The organism is Anabaena sp. CCY 0017 (genome assembly GCF_963920885.1).
Taxonomy (GTDB): domain Bacteria; phylum Cyanobacteriota; class Cyanobacteriia; order Cyanobacteriales; family Nostocaceae; genus Nodularia.
Map to the genome: position 1 here is coordinate 49,905 of NZ_CAWUDG010000006.1, position 25,842 is coordinate 75,746.

21 protein-coding genes are annotated in these 25,842 nt (G+C 42.3%); 14 read left to right on the top strand and 7 right to left on the bottom strand.

Annotated elements, in window-relative coordinates:
• Positions 1-372 precede the first annotated feature (372 nt).
• Entirely contained in the window at positions 373-1,881 is a 1,509-nt protein-coding gene (gene malQ, locus ACM0OW_RS09515) for a 4-alpha-glucanotransferase (RefSeq protein ID WP_414549812.1), read from the bottom strand.
• Between the two features lie 489 nt (positions 1,882-2,370).
• Between malQ and ACM0OW_RS09520 the strand changes: the two genes are divergently transcribed.
• The 3 genes from ACM0OW_RS09520 to ACM0OW_RS09530 all read left to right on the top strand — a co-directional run bounded on the left by ACM0OW_RS09520 (position 2,371) and on the right by ACM0OW_RS09530 (position 5,414).
• Positions 2,371-2,808, top strand: a complete 438-nt coding sequence (locus ACM0OW_RS09520; RefSeq protein WP_414549813.1) for an NUDIX domain-containing protein — start codon at positions 2,371-2,373, stop codon at positions 2,806-2,808.
• 82 nt (positions 2,809-2,890) lie between these two features.
• On the top strand, positions 2,891-4,192 hold the full coding sequence (locus tag ACM0OW_RS09525; protein ID WP_414549814.1) for a Rid family detoxifying hydrolase: 1,302 nt from the start codon (positions 2,891-2,893) through the stop codon (positions 4,190-4,192).
• A gap of 100 nt (positions 4,193-4,292) precedes the next feature.
• A complete protein-coding gene (locus ACM0OW_RS09530) occupies positions 4,293-5,414 on the top strand; it encodes a Rid family detoxifying hydrolase (protein WP_414550013.1) in 1,122 nt (373 codons plus the stop codon).
• Positions 5,415-5,470: 56 nt separating this feature from the next.
• On the opposite strand, the gene ACM0OW_RS09535 is transcribed toward ACM0OW_RS09530, so the two are convergent.
• From ACM0OW_RS09535 to ACM0OW_RS09545, 3 genes are read right to left on the bottom strand one after another with little or no spacing between them, the layout of a single operon-like run.
• On the bottom strand, positions 5,471-5,605 hold the full coding sequence (locus ACM0OW_RS09535) for a hypothetical protein (protein WP_414549815.1): 135 nt from the start codon (positions 5,603-5,605) through the stop codon (positions 5,471-5,473).
• A gap of 27 nt (positions 5,606-5,632) precedes the next feature.
• The gene (locus ACM0OW_RS09540; RefSeq protein WP_414549816.1) at positions 5,633-6,274 is read right to left on the bottom strand and encodes a (2Fe-2S) ferredoxin domain-containing protein; all 642 of its coding nucleotides are present in this window, start codon (positions 6,272-6,274) and stop codon (positions 5,633-5,635) included.
• Between the two features lie 56 nt (positions 6,275-6,330).
• The gene (locus ACM0OW_RS09545; RefSeq protein WP_414549817.1) at positions 6,331-6,594 is read right to left on the bottom strand and encodes an Asr1405/Asl0597 family protein; all 264 of its coding nucleotides are present in this window, start codon (positions 6,592-6,594) and stop codon (positions 6,331-6,333) included.
• A gap of 866 nt (positions 6,595-7,460) precedes the next feature.
• On the opposite strand from ACM0OW_RS09545, the gene ACM0OW_RS09550 reads away from it, so the two are divergent.
• The 7 genes from ACM0OW_RS09550 (at position 7,461) to nblB (ending at position 16,379) form a co-directional block, all read left to right on the top strand.
• Complete coding sequence (locus ACM0OW_RS09550; protein WP_414549818.1) at positions 7,461-8,015, top strand: Dps family protein; 555 nt, start codon at positions 7,461-7,463, stop codon at positions 8,013-8,015.
• 755 nt (positions 8,016-8,770) lie between these two features.
• The gene (gene carB, locus ACM0OW_RS09555) at positions 8,771-12,037 is read left to right on the top strand and encodes a carbamoyl-phosphate synthase large subunit (protein ID WP_414549819.1); all 3,267 of its coding nucleotides are present in this window, start codon (positions 8,771-8,773) and stop codon (positions 12,035-12,037) included.
• A 549-nt stretch (positions 12,038-12,586) separates the two neighbouring features.
• Positions 12,587-13,543, top strand: a complete 957-nt coding sequence (locus ACM0OW_RS09560; RefSeq protein WP_414549820.1) for an RNA polymerase sigma factor, RpoD/SigA family — start codon at positions 12,587-12,589, stop codon at positions 13,541-13,543.
• Positions 13,544-13,902: 359 nt separating this feature from the next.
• A complete protein-coding gene (locus tag ACM0OW_RS09565; RefSeq protein WP_414549821.1) occupies positions 13,903-14,247 on the top strand; it encodes a DUF760 domain-containing protein in 345 nt (114 codons plus the stop codon).
• A gap of 269 nt (positions 14,248-14,516) precedes the next feature.
• A complete protein-coding gene (gene mutT / locus ACM0OW_RS09570) occupies positions 14,517-14,963 on the top strand; it encodes an 8-oxo-dGTP diphosphatase MutT (protein WP_414549822.1) in 447 nt (148 codons plus the stop codon).
• 108 nt (positions 14,964-15,071) lie between these two features.
• Positions 15,072-15,530 carry a CBS domain-containing protein gene (locus tag ACM0OW_RS09575; RefSeq protein WP_414549823.1) on the top strand — a complete coding sequence of 153 codons (459 nt, stop codon included), beginning with the start codon at positions 15,072-15,074 and terminating at the stop codon, positions 15,528-15,530.
• A gap of 186 nt (positions 15,531-15,716) precedes the next feature.
• A complete protein-coding gene (nblB, locus tag ACM0OW_RS09580) occupies positions 15,717-16,379 on the top strand; it encodes a phycobilisome degradation protein NblB (protein WP_414549825.1) in 663 nt (220 codons plus the stop codon).
• Positions 16,380-16,438: 59 nt separating this feature from the next.
• Here the strand turns inward: nblB and ACM0OW_RS09585 are convergent, their stop codons facing one another.
• The 3 genes from ACM0OW_RS09585 to rpaB form a co-directional block, all read right to left on the bottom strand.
• Entirely contained in the window at positions 16,439-16,957 is a 519-nt protein-coding gene (locus ACM0OW_RS09585; protein WP_414549826.1) for a DUF456 domain-containing protein, read from the bottom strand.
• A 232-nt stretch (positions 16,958-17,189) separates the two neighbouring features.
• Positions 17,190-17,828: a cofactor assembly of complex C subunit B gene (locus tag ACM0OW_RS09590; RefSeq protein WP_414549827.1), complete on the bottom strand. Its 639-nt coding sequence runs from the start codon at positions 17,826-17,828 to the stop codon at positions 17,190-17,192.
• 48 nt (positions 17,829-17,876) lie between these two features.
• Positions 17,877-18,605 (bottom strand): response regulator transcription factor RpaB, encoded by a 729-nt coding sequence (gene rpaB, locus ACM0OW_RS09595; protein ID WP_414549828.1) that lies wholly within the window; start codon positions 18,603-18,605, stop codon positions 17,877-17,879.
• A gap of 272 nt (positions 18,606-18,877) precedes the next feature.
• On the opposite strand from rpaB, the gene ACM0OW_RS09600 reads away from it, so the two are divergent.
• From ACM0OW_RS09600 to ACM0OW_RS09615, 4 genes are all read left to right on the top strand, one after another.
• Entirely contained in the window at positions 18,878-20,092 is a 1,215-nt protein-coding gene (locus tag ACM0OW_RS09600; RefSeq protein WP_414549829.1) for an RNA-guided endonuclease InsQ/TnpB family protein, read from the top strand.
• 82 nt (positions 20,093-20,174) lie between these two features.
• The gene (radA, locus tag ACM0OW_RS09605) at positions 20,175-21,749 is read left to right on the top strand and encodes a DNA repair protein RadA (protein WP_414549830.1); all 1,575 of its coding nucleotides are present in this window, start codon (positions 20,175-20,177) and stop codon (positions 21,747-21,749) included.
• A 353-nt stretch (positions 21,750-22,102) separates the two neighbouring features.
• Positions 22,103-22,993 (top strand): SDH family Clp fold serine proteinase, encoded by an 891-nt coding sequence (locus ACM0OW_RS09610; protein ID WP_414549831.1) that lies wholly within the window; start codon positions 22,103-22,105, stop codon positions 22,991-22,993.
• 205 nt (positions 22,994-23,198) lie between these two features.
• On the top strand, positions 23,199-25,817 hold the full coding sequence (locus ACM0OW_RS09615; protein WP_414550014.1) for a protein kinase domain-containing protein: 2,619 nt from the start codon (positions 23,199-23,201) through the stop codon (positions 25,815-25,817).
• Positions 25,818-25,842: the final 25 nt, after the last annotated feature.

A 25,842-nucleotide genomic window follows, 5' to 3' on the forward strand; every position in this document is an offset into this window, starting at 1 on the left:
TCACATTCTCGTTGATGTTGAATGATACAGAACTTCCCGGTGTTATGAGGTACAAGAACCCCACCCCCAACCCCCTCCCCGCAAGCGAGGAGGGGGCTATGATGCAATACCGTTCAGTTAGCGTCAAAAACCTTAAAATGTGTAGGTTGGGTTGAGGAACGAAACCCAACATTTCCGGGGGCTTGTTGGGTTTCACTGCGTACCCCTACGGGGAAGCAAGCTACAACCCAACCTACAATTTATCCTTAACTGAACCGTATTGGGCTATGATGTACTTCATTCAAGTGCATACCGCTATATCTGTCAACCCGCCCGTACTGGGTACTGGAAAGTTTTTCTCCCCTGCACCCTGCACCCTGCACCTCTACCTCTTCATCTTGCCTGGGGTGCGCGTCCATAGAGTTGAGTGAGATTTTTCAGCCTTTCTCCTAATTCTGGTGTCAATAATGACGGCTGATAACGCCAATCCCAGTTACCCTCAGCAGTACTGGGGAAATTCATCCGCGCCTCAGTTCCCAAGCCTAAAATATCTTGTAAAGGAATAATTGCTTGATTAGCGATAGAACTTAAAGCTAGTCGAATTACATCCCAGTGAATACCTTCGTCACTGATACAACCTAAATACAGTAGTAAGTTGCGCTTTTCCCAATCATTAGCTTGATTGAACCAGCCTACAGTTGTGTCATTATCGTGAGTACCTGTATAAACTACAGCATTACGGGTGTAGTTGAAGGGTAAAAAAGCATTACCGGGATCAGAACCAAAGGCAAATTGCAAAACCTTCATACCGGGAAATTCATACTTATCCCGCAGTGCTTCTACTTCTGGGGTAATTACTCCCAAATCTTCTGCTAAAACTGGTAAAGTCCCCAATTTATCTTTAATTGCATCAAATAATTCATCTCCTGGGGCTTTCATCCACACTCCATTCATTGCTGTGTCTTCTCCTTGTTCCACAGCCCAGTAAGCCTCAAACCCCCGGAAGTGGTCAATGCGAATTACATCTATATAATCCAGCATTGCTTCAAAGCGACCCAGCCACCACTTAAAGTCTTGTTTTTGTAATTCTTCCCAGTTATAAACCGGATTGCCCCATAATTGACCAGTTTCACTAAAGTAATCTGGTGGAACTCCCGCCATTAATGCGGGTTCTCTAGTCTCTTCATCTAGACAAAAGATATGGGGATGCGCCCAGACATCGGCGCTATCTTGGGCTACATAGATAGGAATATCGCCAATAATATAAATCCCGCTCATGTTGGCATAAGATTTGAGTTCTGACCACTGGCGGAAAAATTCAAATTGGACAAACTTATAATAATAAATTTCAGAGGCTAATTTTTCCTTAGCTTGATCCATTGCGGCTGGTTCACGTTTGACAAGTTCTGATTTCCAAGTGTGCCAGCTGGTATTATCATTAGCATCTTTTAGCGCCATAAATAAGGCGTAATCATCCAGCCAATAGGCTTTGCTGTCACAAAACCCGGCAAATTCCTTTTGTTGGAAAGGTGTTGCTTTAACTTGAAAATTCTCGCAAGCTTTTTTGAGCAATGCGATTTTGATTGAATTTACTTGGTCGTAATCTACTTTAGATTCGTTAAATACTGGTAAATTAGCAAAGTCTTCTTCAGATAGTAAACCTTGTTCTTGCAGTTGTTCTGGGCTGATAAGCATGGGGTTTCCCGCCATTGCTGAATATGCAGCATAGGGAGAATTACCGTATCCAGTCGGTCCTAATGGTAAGACTTGCCAATATTGCTGATAAGTTTCTCTGAGGAAATCAATAAATTTATAGGCTTCTAAGCCTAAGTCGCCAATACCAAATCGGCTGGGAAAGGATGTAGGATGCAGCAAAATTCCACTGGATCTAGGAAAAGGCATATTTAACTTCAAATATAGAAATGAGTGATCCCATAGAATCTATCATGCTGAGGTCAGCATTGAAAGCTGTCGTCAGATGTAAGAATATGGCGAAAGTCAAAAGTCAAAAGTTAAAAGTTGTAGGGTGGGTTAGGCGCACAAGATTCAGATGATGAGCAAGATTTGCATCAGTTGCGCCGTAACCCACCTTTGCGAGGTAAATGGTGGGTTACGCTCTCGCTAACCCACCCTACTGGACTGACAAGCCTAAAATAGTGCATTAGACGTAGGTTGGGTTAAGCGCAGCGCAACCCAACGCTGCCAATGATGTTGGGTTTCCTTACGTCAACCCAACCTACAATTTTTCAATTTTTTGCAACATTTTAAGCTTGTCACGCCACTACTGGGGTTGGTAATTTTGTCATGTCCTAACTGCCTTGGCGGTTGCTATATTTTCCCCAATGACTAATAACCAATGACCGAAATCTAAAATCTAAAATCCAAAATTGTATGACTTATAGAAATCCTGCACCGACGGTTGATATCATCATTGAGTTGGTGGATCGTCCACATCGACCGATAGTGTTAATTGAGCGTCATAATTCACCTTTGGGTTGGGCTATTCCTGGTGGTTTTGTTGATTATGGTGAGGCTGTGGAAGTGGCGGCGCGGCGGGAGGCTGAGGAAGAAACGGGTTTAAAGGTGGAGTTGGTTGAACAGTTTTTGGTCTATTCTGACCCTGACCGGGATGCCCGTCAGCATACTATCAGTATTGTGTTTTTGGCAACTGCATCGGGGGAACCAATGGCGGGTGATGATGCTAAGAATATAGCCGTTTTTGAGTCTTGGCGTGTGCCGAGTAATTTATGTTTTGACCATGACCGGATTTTGCAGGATTATTGGCGGTATCGGCATTATGGGCTGCGTCCAAGGTTGGGTTTTGATTAACTAACCGCCAAGTCGCCAAGAACGCCAAGAGAAGAGGTGATTTCTGCGATTATACTGAAATAATGGTATTTTAGGGTGCTTTATGAATGCTGAGACACTGTTAGAGAAATATGCCGCAGGAGAACGGCAATTTCAAAAAGTAAATCTGGCGGAGGAAAATCTCAAAGGTGCTAACTTAAGTGAGATTGATCTATATGGTACAAATTTGAAGGGAACTGATTTAAGTGAAGCAAACTTAACTAAAGCAAGCTTTAATAGTGCAAACTTTACTAAAGCGTCTCTCAAAAATGCCGATTTACATAGTGTTACTGCTTCTTCATCAATATTTAGTTGGGCAGACCTAAATAGTGCTGACTTAAGTTGGTCAACCTTGAATGATGCTCAGTTTAACTCGGCAAACTTAGAAGAAGCAACTCTGATCGGGGTAAATTTAACCAATGCCAAATTATCATTTGCAAATCTAGATATGGCAAATCTTAGTGGTGCAAATCTTAATAACGCAAATCTTAATAATGCTTCATTAGGCGGAGCAAATTTGAGTAAGGCTTTTTTGAATAAAGCAGACTTGGAAGAATCATACTTAATCGGAGCTAATTTTACTCTGGCAACTTTAAAGGAAGCCAACTTACAAAAAGCCAAAATTCAAGGAGCTAAATTTCAGAGAGCAAATCTAACTCAAGTTGATTTCTCAGGGATGAATTTAGCTAATTGCGATTTTACAGGTGCAAATCTTCTAGTTACAAACCTGACAAAAGCTATTCTTCAAGGGGCAAATTTAGAACGGGCGATACTGCAATATGCAAATCTGACTAGAGCAAATCTAGATGGTGCAAATCTCAGAAGAGCAGATTTAACCGGAGCCAATATTTACGGTGCAACCTTCAAAAATGCTGACCTAACTGGTGCGATAATGCCTGATGGGGAAGTTTATCAGCCGACAACCTCTGAGGGGGAAATTGGTCAGCCAGAAACATTATTAGAAAAAGTGATATTTATGACTCGTGAAGTAATTCGCACAGATAACGCACCGGCTCCAGTGGGACCATATAATCAGGCGATCGCCGCTTCGGGTAAAATGATCTTCGTAGCTGGTCAAATTGCCATTGACCCTCGTCTCGGTGATGTCGTCTACACAGATGATGTGAAAAAGCAAGCCGAGCAGTTAATGGCTAATATGGAGGCTATTCTGATTGCATCTGGTGCAACCTTTGAAAACGTTGTCAAAACCACAGTATTTTTAGCTGATATGAATGATTTTGCCGCAGTCAATGCGATTTATGCAAAATATTTTCCTGAAGAAACAGCCCCAGCCCGTGCTTGTGTGCAAGTGTCGCGTCTGCCAAAGAATGTTTTAGTGGAAATTGATTGTGTAGCAGTAATTTGAAAACTTGATTTGGATTAACGAACCGCCAAGTCGCCAAGAACGCCAAGAGAAGAGAGAATTTCTGCGATTATACTGGGTTGGTGGTATTTTAGGGTGCTTTATGGATGCTGAGGGATTCTTGGAGAGATATGCAAAAGGTCATCGGGACTTTAAGGAAGCAAACTTAAGAGGAGTAGAACTCAAAGGTGCAGAATTAAATGAGATAAACCTATACAAATCAAATTTGAGTGGAGCAGATTTAAGTAAAGCAACACTAAAAAAAGCTCATCTTTGGGAAGCAAACCTATCTAGGGCATTTTTAAAATGTACTAATTTGAGCAAAATTCAGGGCGGATCGCTGAATTTCAGTTTGGCTGACCTGACTGGTGCGGATTTAAGCTACGCAAATTTGAAAGAGGCAAATTTTTTTAGGGCAGATTTAACAGAAGCAAACTTGACTCAGGCTGATGTCACTAACGCATTATTTGAAAATGCCAATCTCCAAAAAGCTCAACTTCGGGGAGTCAGTCTGGATAATTCTAATTTATCAGGGGTGAATTTAGCTGAGGCTGATTTAGTCGGAGTATCGCTAGAACAAGCAAATCTTCAAGAAGCCTGTTTGCAAGGAGCAAATTTAGAAAGAACCAATTTTGCCAGTGCAAATTTAATGCTGGCAAATTTTGATGGTGCAAATCTGAAAAAGGCGAATTTAACTGGAGCAAATATTTACGGTGCAACCTTTAAAAATGCTGACCTCACTGGTGCGATAATGCCTAATGGGCAAGTTTACCAGCCGACAACCTCTGAGGGGGAAATTGGTCAGCCAGAAACATTATTAGAAAAAGTGATATTTATGACTCGTGAAGTAATTCGCACAGATAACGCACCGGCTCCAGTGGGACCATATAATCAGGCGATCGCCGCTTCGGGTAAAATGATCTTCGTAGCTGGTCAAATTGCCATTGACCCTCGTCTCGGTGATGTCGTCTACACAGATGACGTAAAAAAGCAAACCGAGCAGGTAATGGCTAATATGGAAGCTATTTTAATTGCATCTGGTGCGAAATTTGAAAACGTGGTCAAAACCACAGTATTTTTAGCTGATATGAATGATTTTGCCACAGTAAATGCGGTTTACGCTCAATATTTTTCTGAAGAAACAGCCCCAGCCCGTGCTTGTGTGCAGGTTTCTCGTCTACCAAAAAATGTTTTAGTAGAAATCGATTGTATAGCAGTAATTTAATCTACTCTTGCCCCCCTCCTCGCTTGCGGGGAGGGGCTGGGGGTGGGGTTTCCGGGTTAAGCGATCGCCTTGAGAAATATTATCAAATTTAGGCGATGGGCAAAGCCCCACCGAAGGCGATGAGCAAAGCTCCGCCGTAGGCGATCGCACACCACAAAAAACACAAATAAATACTTATTAAATTTTCTCAATAAAAAATCACAAAATTACCAGCAGATTCAGCGCAATTTGCTCTGGCGCATAACTTGCTGCTCTTCTTCTTCTCGATTATCGGCAAAATGCTTGTCCATAATTACAGGAACTTGTTTACATGGAATACGACTATAGCGGGTTTTGTCTGGCATCACTACATTCGGCCCAGCCTTGCAATTTTTCATGCAGCCAGTACCTTTAATCGTCACTTGGTCTTCCAAACCGCGATGACTTAAAGCCGCCTCCAATGCTTGACAAACCTCTTTACCACCACGTTTCATACAATCAGACTTTTGACACACTAAAATTGTGTGTTTATTTTTAGCTGATTTCGCCTTATTCGTTTTCATTGCTGCGGATTCCTCTACTGGGGTAGCAATTGCGACTCTCCCACTCTCAGAACGTGCTGCCATTACACGCTCGGCTTTTAATGTAACTTTATCCTTTTTTATATCATGCTTTTTATAACCAACAACTTGCAGCCAAGTTCCTGGGGCTAAACGCAAGTCAAAAGCCATACGTAAATGTTTAGCGAGTTTAACATAACATTCACCCTCGGAAGTCCCTAATAACAAGCCTTTGACCTTGTAGCCATCTTTAATTACCAAATCAATTAATCTTCCTTCCAGGCAAAACTCTGAAATGTCTGTACTGTAAGATGCACTCATTTTCCTTAACCTCCTGTTAACTAACTCAGTCTGAATATCTGTTATAGGTCAAAACTTCAAAACTTTCGGTAGCGACTCTTCCAGCAATCTTCAAGATTCCAAATTAACTCTTGCCGAGATGCTGTTAATTGCTGCATTACAGACCACAGTTGAACCACTGCTAAAGGGTGATTAATCTCCACCCGCAATGGTTGGTTAGCCTCACAGCAACAGGGAATATCTAGTTCCTGTAAGCGTCTATAGACTTGCCATCTGTTCGCCCAGTCCACCCCTACCCCAACAACAAAACTTTTCTCGATTTCTGAACTTAAAGATTTCAAGTGACTAGCCCTCAACGTGCGACTAAATTGCAGTAACTATTTTGTCTTCACCCCCCCCATTCCTAGAATCTTAGGGAGTCATACCTCTTTAAACCAGCATACCTTAAGTGCAAACAATTCTCAGTTATTTAAAGAAAAAATATCAAAACTTTGTAATAATTTCCGGTTATGAATCGGAGAATCAGGAGTAGGGAGTAGTACTGCAAGGCGGAAATCCAGTTCCCCTCCTCGCTTGCGCTACCGTCTACACACCAACGATTAAATGACTTCTCATCCTTGTGTGTAGGGTGTGTTGTCGCGTAGCGCAACGCACCATCTTCAATTCCCGGTGCGTTATGGACGCTAGTCCATAACGCCACTACTGGCGTGACAAGCTGAAAAAGAAATTCCGGCTCCCTCTCCTTGGTCTACCGTGTACACACAAGTCTGATCAAATTGCCTAACAGCGTTTCGATCCCCCCTAACCCCCCTTGATAAGGGGGGAACTAGAATCAAAGTCCCCCTTTTTCTACGCCGAAGGCGCATCCCCGAAGGGGTTTAGGGGGATTTAGGGGGATCAGATCACTTGTGTGTACACCGTAGCCTTACCAAGGAGAGGGTTGGGGTGAGGTTATTTATGGCTTTCTCAAAAACTGAGATGCTTTCATTTTGATATTTATAAAATAGTTTCCAATTATTCTCATTAGTAGGAATAAAACATTACATAATGGAAATGTAATCATCTTACTAAAGAGGAAAAATTACTATTTTAGAGGTAGAAAACTCTTAAATATTAAATATTTATTAGGGTTGAATTTATTTTTTAAATGTTAATATGTAAAAGATAAGCAGTTAAAAACCATTACTGTTAAAAACCGAGGAGAACCATGTCTGATACACAAACCTTATTACAAAACTTTGGTCAGGTTTATGACAATCCTGTACTGCTAGATCGCAGTGTAACTGCTCCAGTCACTGAAGGTTTTAACGTTGTATTAGCTAGCTTCCAAGCACTATACTTGCAATACCAAAAGCATCATTTTGTAGTGGAAGGTGCAGAATTTTACTCCCTGCATGAGTTATTTAGCGACCACTATGAGCAAGTACAAGATCATATCCATGAAATCGGCGAACGGTTAAATGGTCTGGGTGGTGTACCAGCTGCTAGCTTCAGCAAATTAGCAGAATTAACCTGTTTTGCACAAGAACCCGATGGCGTATATTCTTGCCGCCAAATGGTAGAAAACGACTTAGCCGCAGAGCAAGCCATTATTAAAGTAATTCGTGGTCAAGCCTCTCAGGCTGAGAGTTTGGGCGACCGTGGTACACGCTATCTCTATGAGCAAATTCTGATCAAAACTGAAGAACGGGCTTACCATTTAGCTCACTTCCTCGCTAAAGATAGCTTAACTTTAGGATTTGTCCAACCTGCTCAAAATTAGTGCTTTAATAATTTCAGTTTGGTGAAATCTACACCGAGGAAAGAGTTGGCAGACTTAAACCTTAAAACAATCTAAAAATGGCAGGAGGATTTGAATACTCTCTGCCATTTTTAATTAAAATCCATTTTTTGCTTACCATGTATTCAATTAGCTTGCGTAAACAGGCTTCTTTGTAGATGTATATATTAGTCAATTTAAATAAATTTACCACAGTTAAAGATAAATTTGGTATAAAGAAAAAGTAAGATAACAAACACTTTCTATGTAAGCGATAAATAGGAGAAAATATTAATAAGTAGCTAGTTAGAAAATATTTGTATTAAATTAAAGGAGGTAAATTAAACTGTTACTTAGTTATTTCATCATGTAGTTAGTTGTAATTACAAATATTTGCCAACAAAACGGCATATACTTACTGAAAATTAATTAAAATTGTTCGTACCAGAAATTACGAACCCAAAGATCCCAAAGATCCCCGACTTCTCCAATAAGTCGGGGATCTGAACCTCTCTAGGGGATAGGAGGTACATCGCAGAAATCAGTGGGGATGTCTACAACCGGCTGCGTCTACGCCTATGGCATTGATACACTGTAGCTACAGCAGTTTTTCTGATGAAATTGTTGGACTTCCCGGTGGGATAGACGAAGGTCTGTGCTAACTCCAACCTGGAAAACTTAATAAGAAATTATATGAACGAGGGTAAAGACCCTTAAAATAATCAGGATTTGTATTCTCTTACTCCAACCCAATTACTATGCCCCGCCGTCAAGACATACATAAAATACTGCTGTTAGGTTCTGGCCCTATCGTCATCGGACAAGCCTGTGAGTTTGACTATTCTGGGACTCAAGCCTGTAAAGCCCTGCGAGAAGAAGGCTATGAAGTGGTGTTAGTCAATTCTAACCCCGCAACGATTATGACAGACCCAGAAACGGCTGATCGTACCTACATTGAGCCGCTGACACCAGATTTCGTCGAAAAAGTGATTGCTAAAGAACGTCCCGATGCTTTGCTACCCACAATGGGAGGACAAACTGCTCTCAATCTGGCTGTAGCCTTGGCGAAAAATGGCGCTCTAGATAAGTATAACGTGGAGTTAATCGGCGCAAAGTTACCAGCGATAGAAAAGGCCGAAGATCGGAAACTGTTTAACGAGGCTATGGACAAGATAGGGGTGGCTGTGTGTCCTAGTGGTACAGCGTCATCTTTAGCAGAATCCAAAGCGATCGCAGAACGCATTGGTACTTACCCCCTAATTATCCGTCCTGCCTTTACAATGGGTGGTACTGGTGGGGGTATTGCCTACAACAAAGAAGAATTTGAAGAAATGGCGCAGGTGGGTATTGATGCTAGCCCTGTTTCCCAAATTCTGATTGACCAATCTTTACTCGGTTGGAAAGAATACGAGTTGGAAGTCATGCGCGATTTGGCAGATAACGTTGTAATTATCTGTTCTATCGAGAACATTGACCCTATGGGTATTCACACAGGCGACTCCATTACAGTTGCTCCCGCCCAAACCCTAACTGATAAAGAATATCAGCGTCTGCGGGATATGGCGATTAAAATTATCCGCGAGATTGGGGTAGAAACTGGCGGTTCTAATATCCAATTTGCTGTGAATCCCGTGAATGGGGATGTGGTAGTCATTGAGATGAATCCCCGTGTTTCCCGCAGTTCGGCTTTGGCTTCTAAAGCTACCGGTTTCCCCATTGCGAAAATTGCGGCGAAGTTAGCTGTGGGTTACACCTTGGACGAAATTAAGAACGATATCACCAAGCAAACCCCCGCATCCTTTGAGCCGACGATTGACTATGTAGTGACCAAAATCCCCCGCTTTGCTTTTGAGAAGTTCCCAGGTTCAGATGCTGTGCTGACCACTCAAATGAAGTCGGTGGGTGAAGCAATGGCGATTGGGCGGACATTTAATGAATCTTTCCAAAAGGCTTTGCGTTCGTTAGAAACTGGTCGCGCTGGTTGGGGTTGTGACCAAGCCGAAAAGTTACCCAGTGGTGAACAAATTCGCGCTCAACTGCGAACCCCTCATCCTGACCGAATTTTCGCGGTGCGTCATGCTTTACAACTTGGTTTAAGTACTGAGGAAATCTATGAACTTACGGCGATTGATCCGTGGTTCTTGGATAAAATGCAGCAAATGCTGGATGTGGAAAAGTTCCTGAAGCGGACTCCTTTAAAACAGTTGACAAAAGAGCAGTTTTATGAGGTAAAGCGTGATGGATTTAGCGATCGCCAAATTGCCTTTGCAACGAAAACTACTGAAGATGAAGTCCGCCGTTACCGCAAAGAATTAGGCGTTATCCCGGTTTACAAAACTGTGGATACCTGTGCGGCTGAGTTTGAAGCTTTTACTCCTTACTATTACTCCACCTACGAAGACGAAACCGAAGTTTTACCCACCAGCAAACCCAAGGTGATGATTTTGGGTGGAGGTCCGAACCGCATTGGACAGGGAATTGAGTTTGACTATTGCTGTTGTCACGCCGCTTATGCTTTGAAGAAAGCGGGATTTGAGACAATTATGGTTAACTCTAATCCAGAGACGGTTTCTACAGATTATGACACGAGCGATCGCCTCTACTTTGAGCCGTTGACCAAAGAAGATGTAATCAACATTATCGAAGCCGAAAATCCGGTGGGGATAATTATTCAGTTTGGCGGACAAACACCTCTGAAATTGGCGGTTCCTTTAGAAGAGTTTCTCAAAAATAACCCGTCTCTCCCCACCAAAATTTGGGGAACATCGCCGGATTCTATCGATATGGCGGAAAATCGGGAACGCTTCGAGAAGATTCTCAATGAATTGAATATTTCTCAACCACCCAATGGAATTGCTCGCAGTTATGAAGATGCGCTGATTGTGGCGAAACGCATTGGCTATCCGGTAGTTGTGCGTCCTAGCTACGTGTTGGGGGGTCGGGCGATGGAAATCGTTTACTCTGATACGGATTTGGAACGTTACATGACCTTTGCGGTGCTGGTGGAACCTGAACATCCCATTTTAATCGATAAGTTCTTGGAAAATGCCATTGAAGTCGATGTAGATGCGATCGCAGATCACACCGGAAGAGTAGTGATTGGTGGCATTATGGAACACATTGAGCAAGCCGGGATTCACTCTGGAGATTCTGCTTGTTCCTTACCGTCTATTTCCCTCTCCCCAGCCGTTCTAGAACAAATTCGCACTTGGACGGTGCAGTTAGCCCAAGCCTTATCAGTTGTGGGATTGATGAATATTCAGTTTGCGGTTGTGGGCGCTCAAGGTTATTCTCCCCAAGTTTATATTTTGGAAGCTAACCCCCGTGCTTCGCGCACAGTGCCTTTTGTCTCTAAATCTACCGGGATACCTTTAGCAAAAGTTGCATCTCTAATTATGTCTGGGAAAACCCTAGCAGAGCTTAATTTTACTCAGGAAGTGATACCATCGCATATTGCTGTCAAAGAAGCTGTATTACCGTTTAATAAATTTCCTGGAACTGATACAATATTAGGCCCAGAAATGCGCTCTACTGGTGAGGTGATGGGAATCGACAGCGACTTTGGGCGGGCGTTTGCTAAGGCAGAATTAGCAGCTGGTGAGTTTTTACCCCTCAAAGGGACTGTATTTGTCTCCATGAGCGATCGCGATAAATCTGATGCGGTGAATGTGGTTAAAGAATTGATCACATTGGGCTTTACGGTGATGGCGACATTAGGTACACGCCGTGTCCTAGAAGAAAATGGCTTGGATGTGGAGTTAGTGCTAAAACTCCATGAAGGTCGTCCCCATGTCCTTGATGCAATTAAAAATCAGAAAATTCAACTGATTATTAACACACCTTCCGGGGAAGAAGCTCAAACTGATGCGAGGTTAATCCGGCGCACAGCTTTAGCTTACAAAATTCCCATTATCACTACTATCGCCGGAGCCAGAGCGACTGTGGCCGCTATCCATTCACTACAGACTACTACTTTAGACGTAAAAGTTATCCAAGATTACTGCACGGTTCTTGACCTGGGCTAAACGCCCAGAAAGTATGAGGAGACTTGCTTTTGCTAAGTAAGTTGGGGACTATGGGGGAAAATTGGTATGAAAAATTCCCCCCATCCTCTTTACTTAATCTGCATTAAGCGGTATTTACAAGGAAAATTAAGCAATTATTATAGAAACATAATTAGTGTTTATATTGAGATATGTTAAGAAATATGAGGAATTATTTTACTCTGACGAAAAGATCATAGAGTCCACAAGCGTTAAATGCTCAAAAAAATCCAGGCTACAGGTCTTTCCATTTTTTCTCATAAAGGTTACAATTATTAATATTAGAGGATACATAAACTTTTCTGTTTATTACGTTTTATCTAACCAAAGACAGTTGTGAGAAATGAAAAATCATTGTAGCGTCTAGCAATTAAGACTTTAAATTTGATTACTATGAGCAGCCGGTAACATCGGATGCGTAAATTACCAACCTGAGTATGGGTTCTCAGTTTAACTGGGTAACACTCCCGTAGCAGCATCTATCAATGAATGATCCCATCGTCAAATCCATCATTACCACAGAGTAGCGCCATGAAGACCGCTCAGACAGCCACAGACCTCGTGCGGACTTACCTGCGTGAGATTGGCCGTGTGCCACTCTTAACCCACGAGGAAGAAATTTGCTTTGGTAAACAAGTGCAACATTCCCGTGTTTTGCATGAAGTCAGGGATTCTCTTGTCAACAAACTGGGTCGTCAACCGGATCTAGAAGAGTGGGCTGGAGCCGCAAATTTAGAAGTAGCACAGTTGAACGATGCGATCGCCGACGGTGAAATTGCCAAACGTAAGATGGTAGAAGCCAATTTGCGGTTAGTGGTATCCGTTGCCAAAAAGTATATTAAACGTAACGTCGATCTACTGGATTTGATTCAAGAAGGTAGTATCGGGATGCAACGGGGGGTAGAAAAATTTGACCCAACCAAGGGCTACAGATTTTCGACCTATGCTTATTGGTGGATACGTCAAGCTATTACGAGAGCGATCGCCGAAAAAGCGCGGACTATCCGATTACCCATTCACATTACTGAAAAATTAAATAAAATTAAAAAGGCACAGCGCCAGTTATCTCAGCAACTAGGACGCGCACCTTCAGCTGCGGAACTAGCCCAAGAATTAGACTTGACACCAAAGCAAGTCCGAGAGTATCTCGAAAGAGCGCGTTTACCTCTATCCTTAGATTTGCGGTTGGGAGACAACTACGACACCGAACTAGGAGAAATGTTGGAAGATCCAGGCGCTTCACCCGAAGAATTTGTTATGCAATCTTCTTTATCCTATGACCTAGAGCGTCTGATGGAGGAACTCACCCCCCAACAAAAAGAAGTCCTAAAACTCCGCTTTGGCTTACAGGATGGACAAGCTCTCACCCTAGCAAAAATAGGTGATCTCCTGAACATCAGCCGTGAACGAGTCCGACAAATTGAACGGGAAGCCTTAACCAAACTTCGTAAATCTAAAGCCAACATGAACGAATATTTAGCCAGTTAAATTGTAGAGACGCGATTCATCGCGTCTCCTCCCGATTCATCGCGTCTTTATAAAAAACGCCGAGTATCTCAGAAATTAAGGTCGAACAATGCTGCTATCCAGGAAAACTCAGCTAAATCTTACGGATGCCCCGACGCTACCCTGTGAAACGTTCCATAATGTCTAGGCTTCTCTAGGTGTTATATAGCAGAAAATACGCTACTTTAGGTACGGTTCCACCGACTTCAAAGCGGGGATGAGGCTGTTACATTAATTGATAGGAACAGTTCATAGCCAGTTAAAGTCACAAAAAACAGGCATTTACTATTCAAGTTGCAAACACTACACTACGCTAGTAGTGATAGTACAGGAGGTACAGCATGAGTAACAGATCCAATAGAGTCTCAGAATTCTTTAACGGTGAGTCAGAAACTAGCAATTTGCTATGGCAATACGTTAAATCTCTGAGTCCGGACACAGTTACCCAACTTTCTAAACCCACTTCTTCTGAAGTTTTTCAGGTCATGGAGCGTAATATCATCGGATTATTAGGCAACCTACCTTCAGAACACTTTGATATTACAGTGACAACCAGTCGGGAAAGTCTTGGTCAGCTACTTGCTTCCGCGATGATTAGCGGTTATTTTCTCCGTAACGCTGAACAGAGAATGAATTTTGAAGCTGTTTTGCAAGGAACCGAAAGTAATAATAACGAAATTGACTAACAATTTCAAATCTTCGCCAAAAAATTCAACATTATTGGGTTTATTTTCTTTGCAGTCACGAATAAACCCACTAAATTTAATTTCAAGTAGAATTTTCTTAACCTAACTTTCCTACAAATAAATGGCAAACTCGGCAGAAAGTAAGTTTATTTTGCCGATTTTTGCTATATTCTGGTTTTAGCTTAATTCAAAAATCACAATTGAGTTTTCTTGATTCGGCAGAAACCCTGGCTGATTGAGATATACATTTTCGCCGCTACCGATAATCTATGAGTGTAACTAGTTCTTTCCCGCCCCACAAAATTATTGGTGTGGCTGTAATTTGGAATGAGTATGAGCAAATTTTAATAGATCGTCGCCTTCCAAAAGGTGAAATGGGTGGTCTATGGGAATTTCCTGGGGGTAAAATTGAGCCTGGTGAAAGCATCGAAGAGTGTATTCAACGGGAAATTCAAGAAGAACTAGGAATAGAAATTGCAGTCGGAAAACATTTGATCACCATTGATCACACTTACACTCACTTACGCGTTACCCTGACTGTGCATCACTGTCGTCTAATTGCAGGTATTCCCCAACCCATCGAATGCGATGAAATTTGCTGGGTAAACTTGGATGACTTAGAAAACTTTACTTTTCCCGCAGCTAATAGTCAAATTATCGCCGCATTGAAGCAGGGAGCAGGGAGCAGGGGGGAGAAGAAGGTAACTTCCCAATGACAAATGACCAATGACTAATACAGTAACAATGTATGAACTGAATCAGGTTGAGTCCCGCAATTTTCTACAATGATTCCAGAGACTTTGATCAAGGGTATAAGTAAGCAAATGTCTAAAACCGTTACCGACGTAATGAGCCGTGATCCAATTGTTGTCCGGCCGGAAACTCCACTAAAGGAAGCTATCCAAATTCTGGCAGAAAAACGCATCAGTGGTATACCTGTTGTGGATGATGTCGGTAAATTAGTGGGAATTATTTCTGAAACAGACTTGATGTGGCAAGAAACTGGTGTCACCCCTCCGGCGTATATCATGTTTCTTGATAGCGTTATCTATTTACAAAATCCTGGTACTTACGAACGCGAGTTACACAAAGCCTTGGGTCAAACTGTGGGCGAGGTTATGAGCAAAAATACTGTGACTATTTCTCCAGAAAAAACTGTAAAAGAAGCGGCTCAACTTATGCAAGAACAGAGTATTCACCGCTTACCTGTAATTGACAGCGCGAGTCAAGTAGTTGGTATTCTTACCCGTGGCGATATTGTTCGCGCAATGGCTGCTAGTTAGTCAGTTATAACAACGGTCAAGGTGGTTAGGACATTTTTGATTGCTGAAAGCCTTGAAGTAAGGGCGGGTTTATTAAAATTATTATTAGCAATTGAGCATATCTGTAAACTCGCCCCTACCCACTCAGAACTTTGCTATATCTGGCTGTTGACTTTTTTAAACAATTTTGAAAATTAGGATAAATAAATGAGTGTTACTCCTGAGTCTGTAAAGCAAATGCTCAGTTCTGAAGATTTGGGCGATCGCTTGCGTGCGGTCAATCAAGCTCGTGATTTGGAACCAGCAACAGCTTTTGAGCTGATTCAAATTGCTATGGGTGATAGTAATTCGCGAGTGCGATACTCAGCAGTTAGTCAGATGGACACATTAGGAAATCAAAATTTACAACTATCTTTGGATGTATTGCGTGGTTTGCTCAGTGATCCTGAACCGGATGTGCAGGCCGCAGCCGCAGATTGTTTGGGCGCGTTAAAACTACATGATGCTTTTGAAGATTTACAGCAACTTTACAATACAACTCCAGAATGGCTAGTGCAATTCAGCATCATTGCCACATTAGGTGAGTTAGGCGATCCACGAGCGTTTGAATTACTCAAACAAGCACTCTCATCAGAAAATGAATTAGTCCAAACAGCCGCCATTAGTTCTTTCGGAGAACTGGGAGATATGCAAGCAATTCCCCTTTTAGCACCTTTTGCAAGCAACTCCGATTGGCAAATCCGTTACAGAGTTGTTCAAGCTTTGACTCATTTGGGTGGTACAGATGCAAAATTAATTCTAGAAACTCTCTCTAATGATCAAGTGGAAGCAGTGGCAAGTGAAGCTAAGAAATCTTTACACTCATTTTAAGTAAGTATACGTAACACCCAATCTGCTTAAATTAAGTGATTGGGTTGTTATTTTTATGATTAAGCCCCATAAACTTGAGGCCAAGTTGTGAGTACAAAAACTACAACTGCGGCGATCGCCAATACGCCTTGAATCAAATTTCCAATCAGCGAACCGACTATAATACCTATGCCAGCCTTAACTGCTAACCATAATTGACGACGGTAAATAAATTCACCAATAATCGCTCCTAGCAGAGGCCCTAATAAAATTCCTAACAAGGGACCGCCGAAGGGTAAAGTTGGTAGCAAACCCAAAAAGCCCACTATTAACCCCACAATTGCGCCAATCTGTCCCCACTTACTAGCACCGGCTTTCTTTGCACCTAAGTAACTAGCTAAAATATCAACACCGATGCTGAGGACTAAAACTAAAACTGTGACAATGAGTGGAGTTTTAATCGCTGCAAAGGAACCGCCCAGAACACCCCAAATAATAATTGAGGTTAAAATTAAGCCACTACCAGGAATACCGGGAACCACAGCACCGATGATACCCACTATCATGACGATAATTAGTAGCCAATAAATAACTTGCATAATTCGTAGTTCGTAGTTCGTAATTCGTAATTCGTAGTTCGTAATTTAGCTTGCGGTTGGGGGTGAGTGCAGCTATGCTGCTGGGTTGACAGTTGGCGAGAATAAACCTAACTATGTGAATAAATGTAACAATATTGTAATTTAGCCCTGTATTCAGGACTAAAGTCCTGAATACAAACGTTTAATTATTGACGACGACTTACTTGGTTCGTAATTTTTTCTTTCCCATATCTTACTCTTGAAGAGTTACGGCTAATTTGTCAGCAATACCCGCAATCCAGGTTTCATCTTGTTTGGTGTAACTGCGGGGTGCATTCGCTGCTAAAATCAACACACCCTGATTACCTATAGGTTGACAAACTACACCTTGTGTGTTCTCTGGTAAATAATCAAATTCTATTCTGCCTGGATAGACATACAAAGCAACTAGATAAATTGGCTTTTTTGTTTCCAAGACTCGTTTTAAGATTGGCCCTGGTATTACTTCGGCTTTAGGAGCGAGAATACCACGACGCAATAAAACTTTGCCTTGATAGTAAACTATGAGCGATCGCGTGACTGTATTAGTCAATAATAAATGAGATGCCCAAGCTAACTCTGTTTTGACAATTTCTGGTAAATCTGTCGCCAGTACAAAACCTTGTTCTCCAATTAGTTCTACAGTATCAGGCGATCGCGGTTGTACTTGCTGCCAAATTAAACCTGTTAAAATCAACACTGCACTCAAAATCACACCCACCACATCCCCACGCGCTTGTGACTCCGTTAATTCGGGAGTCAGCAAACGGTTAATCAATAAAAGTACAGCGCCTAACCCACCCACAAATAAGGGTAAACGCCGTAAAATTCGATTGGGATCTGGTTTAGTCATTAGTCATTAGAAGTTACAATTTTCCCCCTGCTCCCCTGCTTCTTCTTCCTACTCCTCCCCAGGTTCTATGATTCTCTGAAACAAATAACCAGTACCTCTGGCTGTGAGAATTAACTCTGGGTTACTAGGATCATCTTCTAACTTTGCCCGCAAACGGGAAATATGCACATCTACAACACGGGTATCTACGTGACGTTCTGGTGTGTAACCCCATACTTCCTGCAAAATTTCCGAACGAGAAAACGCTTCTCCAGAACGGCTGACTAGCAATTCTAGAAGGCTGAATTCCATCCCTGTCAAACGAATGCGCTCATCGCCTTTGTAAACTTGGCGTTTATTGGTATCTATTTTCAGATTACCAACATGAATCACCCCAGAGCTAGGTATCCCAGAAGCTCCGGTTTTGTCTACTCGGCGCAGCACTGAACGAATCCGTGCTTCTAACTCTTTAGGGGAAAATGGTTTGACTACATAATCATCAGCACCTAGTTCTAAACCAGTGATGCGATCGGCAACGTCCCCCAAGGCTGTTAGCATAATAATTGGGACATCAGATTCTTTACGCAATTCTTGACACACACCGTAGCCGTCAAGCTTTGGCATCATCACATCTAACACTACTAAGTCAGGTTCTGATTTGCGAAAGGTTTCTAGAGCTTCTTCTCCATCGCCAGCCGTTACTACATCGTAGCCAATCATGGAAAGGCGCGTTTCCAAAATCCGGCGAATGCTGGCTTCGTCGTCTACCACCAGGATTTTTTCTTTATGGCTTTCCAAGTTTCTCTGCGCTCCCTAACTAAAATTTACCATGATTAATTTTTAATACCATAATATTAAGATATCATTCCATCAATTGATTGAGAAAAAGCTGTATCTTTTACCGAAAATAGTGGGTTTAAAGCCCCGTCACTTCGACAGGTGATACAGTGAGCCTGTCGAACTGCTCAGTGCATCGCCTTCTAGAACGGCTTTTTATTTGAGCATTTCTTTTATCTTTCAGTTTAGCGATAGTTAAAAATAATGTATAATGTACCCAGGAGATGATAAAAGTGTTTAACCTGACCTACGAATTCAAACTCAAACCGACTCAAAAACAATCGAATACTTTTGAGCAATGGCTTGAAATTAATCGTCGAGTCTATAACTATGCTTTGCGCGAACGTAAGGATTGGTATAAATCTCGCAGTTGTCAGGTTAATGCTTGTTCGCTCCGCTCTGAATACATCATTTCTGCTGAGACTTCCCGTCCCACCTACGCTAGTCAATGCAAGTCATTAACCGAAGCGAAAAGGACTAATCCTGATCTAAAATCAGTACAATCTCAGGTATTGCAACAAACGTTAAAACGAGTTGAAAACGCATTCACAAGTATGTGGGAACAAAATCATGGATTTCCTAGATTTAAAAAATCTGGAAATATGCGTAGTTTTGTCTTCCCGCAAATGAAGGGGGATAAATTAAGTGGTGGGAGAATTAACCTACCTGTGATTGGTTGGGTTAAATTCCGACAATCCCGTTCAATCCCAGATGGGGGAGTGATGAAACAAGCACGTGTAGTCAAGCGTGTTTCTGGGTGGTACGTAATGTTAATTATCCAGTGGGATGTTAGTCTACCCCAACCCATCCCACATGGGGAAGCAGTAGGAATTGATGTTGGATTAACAAATTTTATTGCTACTTCTAATAATCTATTAGTCAAGCGTCCGAGGTTTTTTGTAGATGCCGAACGCAAGCTGAAATTGCTGCAACAGCGTGTCTCCAGAAAACGATTAGGCTCGAACAATTGGAAAAAAGCACAAAAGAAAGTAGCTTCATTGCATGAGTACGTTGCTAATTGTCGTAAAGATTGGCACAGAAAGCTGTCTCACCAAATTTGTGACAGTGCCGGGATGGTGTTTGTTGAGGATTTAAATTTAGTTGGTTTGTCCCGTGGAATGTTGGGTAAACATTGCCTGGATGCGGGGTTTGGTCAATTCTTTAATATCCTCGAACAAACTTGTTTTAAACGTGATGTCTATTTTCAAAAAGTAGATGCGCGGAAAACAAGCCAAATCTGTCCCAACTGCGGAATTAAGACAGGAAAGAAAGAACTTTCTCAACGTACTCATGTTTGCTCAAATTGCGGTTATACGACTGATAGAGATGTTGCAGCCGCTCAAGTAGTCGCAATCCGCGGACTTGCAGCCGTAGGGCATACGGTCAAGATGCTTGCTGAGGGTAAATTCATTGGAATCCCCGCGAAGCAAGAATCCTCCTACCTTTAGGTCGAGGAGTGTCAATATTCTTGGATTCTAATTTTAGCTAAAAGATTAAGTAAATATTAAGATTATTTAATAAATTGTAAGAATGGCAAAGCCTAAAACCTCTTTCGTTTGTAACGCCTGTGGATCTGAATCTTCTCAGTGGTTTGGCAAATGTCCAGCCTGCGGTACTTACAACTCCTTAGAAGAGCAGATTTCTATCCAATCATCGGTAGATGTACCTTCTAGAGGAGGAGTCAGCAACTGGCAAGCAACTCAAGGTAATGGCAAACCTGCTCATAAACCAGCTAAAGCACGAGCTTCGCTAACATTTGATCAAATTACAGATCGCCAAATTGCTCGATGGGAATCAGGTTATGGTGAACTAGATCGGGTGCTGGGCGGGGGAATTGTTCCAGGTTCAATGGTTCTCATTGGTGGTGATCCTGGAATTGGTAAATCTACTCTACTGTTACAGGTATCAAATGCACTGGCGCAGAGATACCGTATCCTCTACGTAACTGGGGAAGAATCAGGGCAACAGGTAAAATTACGAGCTTCTCGCTTGGGAGTATCAAAGCATACTGATTTGTCTAGTGAGGAAAATGAAGATCATGCTGAGAACGGCAAAGTAGAAGCAGATGTAGAGGTAAAAACGCTGAGTTCAGAAGAAATTGAAGAAGGTAAAAATGCGGATTTGTATGTATTACCAGAAACAGATTTAGAGGAGATTTTACGAGAGATAGATTCTCTCCGACCTAATTTAGCAGTAATTGATAGTATTCAAACAGTGTTCTTTCCGGCACTAACTTCTGCACCGGGTTCTGTAGCCCAAGTCAGGGAATGTACCTCAGCTTTGATGAAGGTGGCAAAGCATGAAGATATTACCATGTTAATTGTTGGACACGTAACCAAAGAAGGTGCGATCGCCGGGCCGAAAGTTTTAGAACACTTAGTAGATACAGTATTGTACTTTGAAGGCGATCGCTTTGCCTCTCATCGACTATTAAGAACCGTAAAAAACCGTTTTGGTGCAACTCACGAAATCGGCATTTTTGAAATGGTGGAACACGGATTGCGAGAAGTTTCCAACCCTTCAGAGCTATTTTTAGGCAACCGTGATGATCCTGCACCGGGAACAGCCATTGTCGTAGCTTGCGAAGGAACTCGCCCCATTGTTGTGGAATTGCAAGCTTTAGTTAGTCCTACCAGTTATCCTTCCCCCCGGCGTGCGGGTACGGGTATAGACTATAACCGCCTCGTGCAGATTCTCGCCGTCTTAGAAAAACGTGTGGGGATTCCCATGTCTAAACTAGATTCTTACGTCGCCTCGGCTGGTGGGTTGAGTGTAGCAGAACCAGCCGTAGATTTAGGGATTGCGATCGCCATTGTCGCCAGTTTCCGCGATCGCATCGTCGATCCAGGCACAGTATTAATCGGTGAAGTCGGCTTAGGCGGACAAGTGCGCTCAGTGTCCCAAATGGAACTACGATTAAAAGAAGCTGCCAAACTAGGATTTAAACGTGCGATCGTTCCCAAAGGTCAAAAATACCCTGATTATGACATCGAGATATTACCAGTCGCCAAAGTAATAGATGCAATTATCGCTGCTATCCCTCACCAAACCTTAGAAGCCAGCGACTTAGAACTGGATGACGAGGAAGAGGAAGAAGAAGAATAAACCTCAAAAACCCGAATTCGCTCGTAGTTACGCTTTAGCGCTAAAGCGTAACTAAAAACTAGGGCTTACGCATTGACAATAAATAATAAATATGTATAGCACTAAAAAGCACATATTTCGTTCGTATTTTAACAAAATAGGTTCGTGTTCTGGTTTTCGTTCTTAGGAATGGCTCAAGAATGTTTGATCTCAGCTTGGTCAGCAGCACCTCGTAGAATAACAGTGTCAAAATATTCTGGGAACTGGCAAAACAGTAATCTGATCATCTGAGTTAAATCTCTAGATAGACACGCGATCGCCTAAAAATTGTCACAATTAATGATATTAACCGTTATTATTGAGACAACAATCCTATGGATTTTGGCATTGGTGATTTATTCTGGATTTTCCTCGTCTTCACTTCCCTACAACCTATCTGGCAAAAGCGCCAAATAGAATCTCAGCGCGTACGCACCCTACACGGATTCCAGCAGGAACGCAAAAGTCGAGTAATATTACTGATACACCGCCAAGAATCCATCAGTTTATTAGGAATTCCCATATCGCGTTACATTACCATTGAAGACTCAGAACAGATATTACGGGCTATTCGCCTCACCCCGCCCGATGTTGCCATTGACTTGATTTTACACACCCCTGGTGGTTTGGTCTTAGCTACCGAACAAATCGCTAGAGCATTAATTCGTCACCCTGCCAAAGTCACCGTTTTTGTGCCTCACTATGCCATGAGTGGCGGTACAATGCTTGCCCTGGCCTCAGATGAAATTATCATGGATGCCAACGCTGTCTTAGGGCCAGTTGATCCCCAATTAGGTAGTTTTCCGGCAGCCAGTATTTTAAAAGTGGTTGCAGATAAACCTGTCGGTGATATTGACGACCAAACCCTAATTATGGCCGACCTGGCAGGCAAAGCAATTCAGCAGGTACAGCGCTTTGTCAGGACTCTACTGAAAGATAGTGTACCCAAACAAAAAGTTTTACCAGAAGATATCGAACCGATTATTGAAGCCTTAACAACAGGACGCGTCACCCACGACTATCCAGTCACCGTCGAGGAAGCAACAGAAATGGGGCTACCCATAACCGTCGGGCTACCCCTTTCTATTTACAAACTCATGGATTTGTATCCACAACCACAAGGAGGACGACCCAGCGTCCAGTACATTCCCATGCCCTACGATGACCGTCGTCCCATATTACCCTCGCCCAAAGGCAGACCGATGGAAGAACCAAATCAGAGGTAGTAAAGTATAAAAAAACATAAAACTATACGATTTTCCTGAGACGGTTGTATAATAGTTACCGATGACTGCCAAACATCAAAATAATGCTTTTCCTGTGTGAGAGCTTCTGTAGGCGAAATCAGCAGCACCTCAAATTTTTCTTGCCAAAAAACCAAGCTTTTGAGGATTAGAAATAAAATATCAGTGAAAACTACCGTCTTTACCTATCGTGTGGAATCCAGGGCAGCAATTATTTGGTGGGCGCTACATCATCGAAAAATATTTAGGTGAAGGTGGAATTGGTATTACTTACCTAGCGAGAAATCAACAAGGTGAACTACGGGTAATTAAAACTCTACGTATAGAAATACTCAATAATCCTGCTTGGATAACAAATCAAAATAGACTCAAACAAGAGTTCAAAGAAGAAGCATTACGCCTAGCCTTATGCCGCCATCCCCACATTGTAGAAATAGAAAATGTCTTTAATCACGACGATTTACCCTGTATGGCGATGGAGTACATCGAAGGGGAAGATTTAAGCAAGCGTATCAGTCAACAAGGCGCATTACCAGAAGCTGAAGCTCTACAATACATGAAGCAAATTGGTTATGCGTTAAAACTGGTTCATGAAAAAGGCTTGCTGCATCGGGATTTAAAACCCAGTAACATTATGATGCGTGCAGGTAAGCCAGAAGCCGTATTGATTGACTTTGGCATTGCTAAACAATTTATTCCCGGTGCAGTTTTACAACATACAGAAAGTCTTACCCCTGGCTATGCGCCACCAGAACAGTATGCACCTATAGAGGAACGGGGAGAATATATTGATGTTTACGCCTTAGCCGCTACATTATATTCTTTGCTGACTGGAGAATTACCAATGTCAGCACCAGTCAGACTGCAAAATTTTACCATGCGATCGCCTCAAGAGTTGAACCCCAAAATCAGCGACAGGGTAAATCAGGCAATTATGAAGGGAATGGCGTTAAATTACAAGTTTCGCCCCCAATCTGTGCAGGAGTGGTTGGATTTGTTAAGTAACGGTATATCACTAACACAACCAGTAATATCTGATCGTCGTACACCCCTACACTGGGAATGTATACGCATCATCCCTGGAATTATGGGAATCATCGCCTTTAGTCCCAAACAAGAAATACTTGCCAGTGTAGCTGGTAGTGCTATTCACTTGTTGTCCGTCGCTACAGGTAAACTTATCCGCACCCTGATTAGTCATGAAGACAGAATTAATTCCGTAGTATTCAGTAGTGATGGGCGAATGCTGGCTAGTCGTAGTAATGACAACATAATAAAACTGTGGGATGTAGCCACAGGCAAAGAAATCCGCACTCTGACTGCTGATTCCAAATCAGTTAATTCCTTAGCCTTCAGTATAGATGGGCAAATTCTAGCTAGTGGTAATTGGGAAACCATCAAACTGTGGAATGTAGCAACAGGCACAGAAATTTATACTCTGATTGGTCATGCCAAATTGGTTAATTCCGTCGCCTTTAGTAATGATGGGCGATCGCTCGCTAGTGGTAGTTATGATCACACTATTAAATTGTGGAATATAGCCACAGGCATAGAAATTTACACCCTGGCCAGTCATTCTGAATCGGTGAATTCTTTAGCTTTCAGCAGTGATGGGCGAATGCTGGCTAGTGGTAGTTGGGACAACACCATCAAACTTTGGGACGTAGCAACAGGCAATATAATTTACACCTTGACTGGTCATTCCTACTCAGTTAATTCTGTAGCCTTCAGTAGTGATGGGCGATCGCTGGCTAGTAGTAGTTGGGATAACACAATTAAACTGTGGAATGTAGCAACAGGTAAAGAAATTCGTACCCTGACTGGTCATTCCGAATCAGTTAATTCTGTAGCCTTTAGTAGTGATGGGCGAATGCTGGCTAGTGGTAGCGTGGATAACACTATCAAACTGTGGTCAGTAAAAACAGGTAAAGAAATTCACAATCTTACGGCCTCTGATGCTAAATCCATAGCCTTCAGTAGTGATGGGCAAATTTTGGCTAGTGGTATTTATGACCACACTATCAAACTGTGGTCAGTAAAAACAGGTAAAAAACTTCGCACTTTTTCTGGTCATTCCAGTTGGGTTCATTCCGTAGCCTTCAGTCAGAATGGGCAAATTTTGGCTAGTGGTAGTTATGACCACACCATCAAACTGTGGGAAGTGGCTACAGGTAGAGAACTTCACACTCTGTCTGGTCATTCTAAATCAGTTAAATCCGTAGTATTCAGTAATAATGGCAAAATTCTGGCTAGTGCTAGTCCTGACAACACTATCAAACTATGGGAGGTGTCCACAGGGAAAGAAATTCGCTCCCTGACTATACATTTTGGCTGGGTGAAATCCGTAGCTTTCAGTAGTGAGGGGCAGTTTCTGGCTAGTGGTATTAGGGATAACACTATCAAACTGTGGGAAATGTCCACAGGGAAAGAAATTCGCACACTTACTGGTCATTCTAACTGGGTTTATTCCGTAGCCTTTAGTAGTGATGGACAAATTCTAGCTAGTGGTAGTTTGGATAAAACAATCAAATTATGGGAATTAGCAACAGGTAGAGAAATTTGCACCCTGAATGCTCATTCCAAATCTGTGAATTGTGTCGCTTTTAGTAGTGATGGACAAATTCTAGCTAGTGGTAGTCATGACAACACTATCAAACTGTGGTCAGTGGCAACAAGGAAAGAAATTTGCTCCCTGAATCATTTTGATTCAGTTAATTCCGTCGTCTTTAGTCCCAATGGAAAATGGCTTGCGGCTGGAGATGATAGCGGAAATATCAAAATTTGGCGATCGCACCCAAGGGATTAACTGCAAAGCAAAAAAGCCAGGAACT

What these genes read in the sequence shown, in the direction of transcription:
- ACM0OW_RS09575 (WP_414549823.1), top strand. Translation starts at nt 15,072, where the DNA reads ATGTCTAAAACCGTTACCGACGTAATGAGCCGTGATCCAATTGTTGTC.
- ACM0OW_RS09590 (WP_414549827.1), bottom strand. Translation starts at nt 17,828, where the DNA reads ATGACTAAACCAGATCCCAATCGAATTTTACGGCGTTTACCCTTATTT.
- ACM0OW_RS09610 (WP_414549831.1), top strand. Translation starts at nt 22,103, where the DNA reads ATGGATTTTGGCATTGGTGATTTATTCTGGATTTTCCTCGTCTTCACT.
- ACM0OW_RS09530 (WP_414550013.1), top strand. Translation starts at nt 4,293, where the DNA reads ATGGATGCTGAGGGATTCTTGGAGAGATATGCAAAAGGTCATCGGGAC.
- carB (WP_414549819.1), top strand. Translation starts at nt 8,771, where the DNA reads ATGCCCCGCCGTCAAGACATACATAAAATACTGCTGTTAGGTTCTGGC.
- nblB (WP_414549825.1), top strand. Translation starts at nt 15,717, where the DNA reads ATGAGTGTTACTCCTGAGTCTGTAAAGCAAATGCTCAGTTCTGAAGAT.
- ACM0OW_RS09560 (WP_414549820.1), top strand. Translation starts at nt 12,587, where the DNA reads ATGAAGACCGCTCAGACAGCCACAGACCTCGTGCGGACTTACCTGCGT.
- ACM0OW_RS09565 (WP_414549821.1), top strand. Translation starts at nt 13,903, where the DNA reads ATGAGTAACAGATCCAATAGAGTCTCAGAATTCTTTAACGGTGAGTCA.
- ACM0OW_RS09585 (WP_414549826.1), bottom strand. Translation starts at nt 16,957, where the DNA reads ATGCAAGTTATTTATTGGCTACTAATTATCGTCATGATAGTGGGTATC.
- malQ (WP_414549812.1), bottom strand. Translation starts at nt 1,881, where the DNA reads ATGCCTTTTCCTAGATCCAGTGGAATTTTGCTGCATCCTACATCCTTT.
- ACM0OW_RS09550 (WP_414549818.1), top strand. Translation starts at nt 7,461, where the DNA reads ATGTCTGATACACAAACCTTATTACAAAACTTTGGTCAGGTTTATGAC.
- ACM0OW_RS09520 (WP_414549813.1), top strand. Translation starts at nt 2,371, where the DNA reads ATGACTTATAGAAATCCTGCACCGACGGTTGATATCATCATTGAGTTG.
- ACM0OW_RS09525 (WP_414549814.1), top strand. Translation starts at nt 2,891, where the DNA reads ATGAATGCTGAGACACTGTTAGAGAAATATGCCGCAGGAGAACGGCAA.
- mutT (WP_414549822.1), top strand. Translation starts at nt 14,517, where the DNA reads ATGAGTGTAACTAGTTCTTTCCCGCCCCACAAAATTATTGGTGTGGCT.
- radA (WP_414549830.1), top strand. Translation starts at nt 20,175, where the DNA reads ATGGCAAAGCCTAAAACCTCTTTCGTTTGTAACGCCTGTGGATCTGAA.
- ACM0OW_RS09540 (WP_414549816.1), bottom strand. Translation starts at nt 6,274, where the DNA reads ATGAGTGCATCTTACAGTACAGACATTTCAGAGTTTTGCCTGGAAGGA.